This window comes from Pseudarthrobacter sp. B907 (assembly GCF_040137805.1).
GTDB lineage: Bacteria > Actinomycetota > Actinomycetes > Actinomycetales > Micrococcaceae > Arthrobacter.
Map to the genome: position 1 here is coordinate 1 of NZ_JBEEQE010000036.1, position 2,236 is coordinate 2,236.

General features: G+C 69.6%; 1 protein-coding gene. It reads left to right on the forward strand.

Annotation, left to right across the window (positions count from 1 at the left end):
• Positions 1-202 precede the first annotated feature (202 nt).
• Positions 203-2,236, forward strand: a 2,034-nt coding sequence (locus ABLI39_RS17320) for a glycosyltransferase family 2 protein (protein ID WP_349414790.1), incomplete at its 3' end; no start/stop codon positions are given.

Genomic DNA, 2,236 nt, shown 5'->3' on the forward strand with positions numbered 1-2,236 from the left:
TCCCTGGATCCCGGGTTTGCCTTCCAGTATGCGCAACGACCGGCCAGCACCGAAAGGCCCGTGCACCTCGGGCCCGGGCCGGTTCCGCGCTTCGTGTCCATTGCCGCAGTTTTGTGTAAGGTTTGTCCGTGCCGCCGGCTCCGCGTTCCACCCCAGCCCTAAAATCAGACGTTAAGCAACCGATCTAGCTGAGGGAGATCAGGTGCCCCGTGAAGCCCTGCGGCTGCGTGCCGAGAGCGCGCCGGCCGAAGAACCGGCCGCCGCAGCACCAGCCACGACGCCGCCCGCACGACTCGACGCCACCGCCTTGACGCGCTCCGGCATAGCCGGGTGGGCCGCACGGCTGGGGCACCCCGGGCCGGAAGCCCGCCGGTCCCGGCGCCTCGCCCATGTAGGGGGCGTCGCGGCCATCGCCGTCCTGGTCCTGTACCTGAGCTGGCGTGTGCTGTTCACCCTGCCGGCCGGCGAGTGGAACTTGACCATCGCCTGGATCCTGATCACCTTCGAGGCCCTGCCGCTGGCGGGCCTCGTGCTGAAGGCGTGGTCTGTGTGGAACATCGACAGCCATCCCCCGGCGCGCGTCACCGAGGCGCCGCACGGTATGCGGGTGGCGGTGCTGATCCCCACCTATAACGAGCCCCTCGAGGTCCTGACCCCGACTGTCGCCGCGGCCTGCGAGCTTGCCCCGGCGCATGAGACCTGGGTCCTCGACGACGGCGACCGGCCCTGGGTCGAAGAAATGTGCGCCGCCTATGGCGCCCGGTACGTCAGCCGCGAGTTCCACGACCACGCCAAAGCCGGCAACATGAACCACGCCCTGGACCTCATGTCCGCGGAGAAGGCCGCCGGCGGCGAGGGCATCGACATCATTGCCGTCCTGGACTGCGACCACGTCCCGCTGCCCACCTTCCTCACCGCGACCCTGGGCTGGTTCGAGGACACCGAGATTGCCCTGATCCAGGGTCCGCAGTCGTTCTACAACGGCGGCGCGTTCGACGACGACGGCATCACGGGCGAACAGGGCGCCTTCTTCAACGTGCTGATGGCGTCCCGCAACGTGCCCGGCGCCGGGCCGTTCTGGTGCGGGTCGACGTCGTTGTTGCGGGTGAGCGCACTGGAGGAGGTGGGCGGCGTGGCCACCGAGACCATCACCGAGGACATGCACACCACGCTCAAACTCATCCGGCGCGGCTGGCGGACCGTGTACCACCACCAGACCCTCGCCGTCGGGCTCGCGCCGGCGACGCCGGACCAGTACCTGCTGCAACGCCGGCGCTGGGGCATGGGGGCGATGCAGATCCTCGTGCACGAGAAGTTGTGGGCGGCGAAGAGCTGGATGTCGTGGCGGAACTACCATGAGTACCTCAACGGCACGCTGTGGTGGCTGGAGGGCATCGCCACGCTCGTGGCCTTCCTGATCCCGGTGCTGATCATGCTCTCCGGCGCCCAGACCTCCACCGCCGGTCCGCTCGTCTTCACCGGCGTCTTCCTCGTTATGTTCACGTTGCGGCTCTGGGGCTCCAAGCAGCTCATGCGCAACGAGATCCACTGGCCCACGGCCTTCGCCCTGCGGATCTTCCGCGTCCCGGTGGGCTTGGCCTGCCTGTGGTGGCTGATCTCCCGCAACGTCCTCGAGTTCCAGGTCACGCCCAAGGGCGCCGCAGACTCGCGGCTCCGCGGCCGGACGCCGCGAATCCTGGTGGTGATGGTTGTCCTCATCACAGCGGTCATCCTCTACGCGGCGGCCGGGCTCGCCGGGCTGGTGCCCTGGCGCACCAGCCCCGGATCCACGGTCGCGTCGGGGGCCTGGCTGGTGCTCGCCGGGGCTGTGCTGGTCCTTGGCACCGCGCGGATCCGGGCCGCCGAGTTCGCTACTTCCCGCCGCAACGCCTACCGGGTGGAGGTGACCGCTCCGGTGGAGACGGAGGGCGTCCGTGGTGAACTGCTGGACATTTCGGTGGGCGGCGCGGCGGTGAGGTTCCCGCACGGAACCCTGCCGGCGTCGGGACTGGTCAGGCTCCGGCTGCCGGAGAGCACCCCGGTTCCGCTGCGGGTCATCCGGACCACCGAGCAGCCGGACGGTTCACAAGTCGCGTCCCTGCGGGCAGCCGACGGCGACTGGGCAGCCTACCGTGCCCTCTCGCTCTGGATCTTCCACACGCCCGCGGGGGCGCTGCCCGAATTCCCGCCCGGCGTTCCCGCCGGAGGTCCCCCAGCTGCTCCACGGTCATCTGCA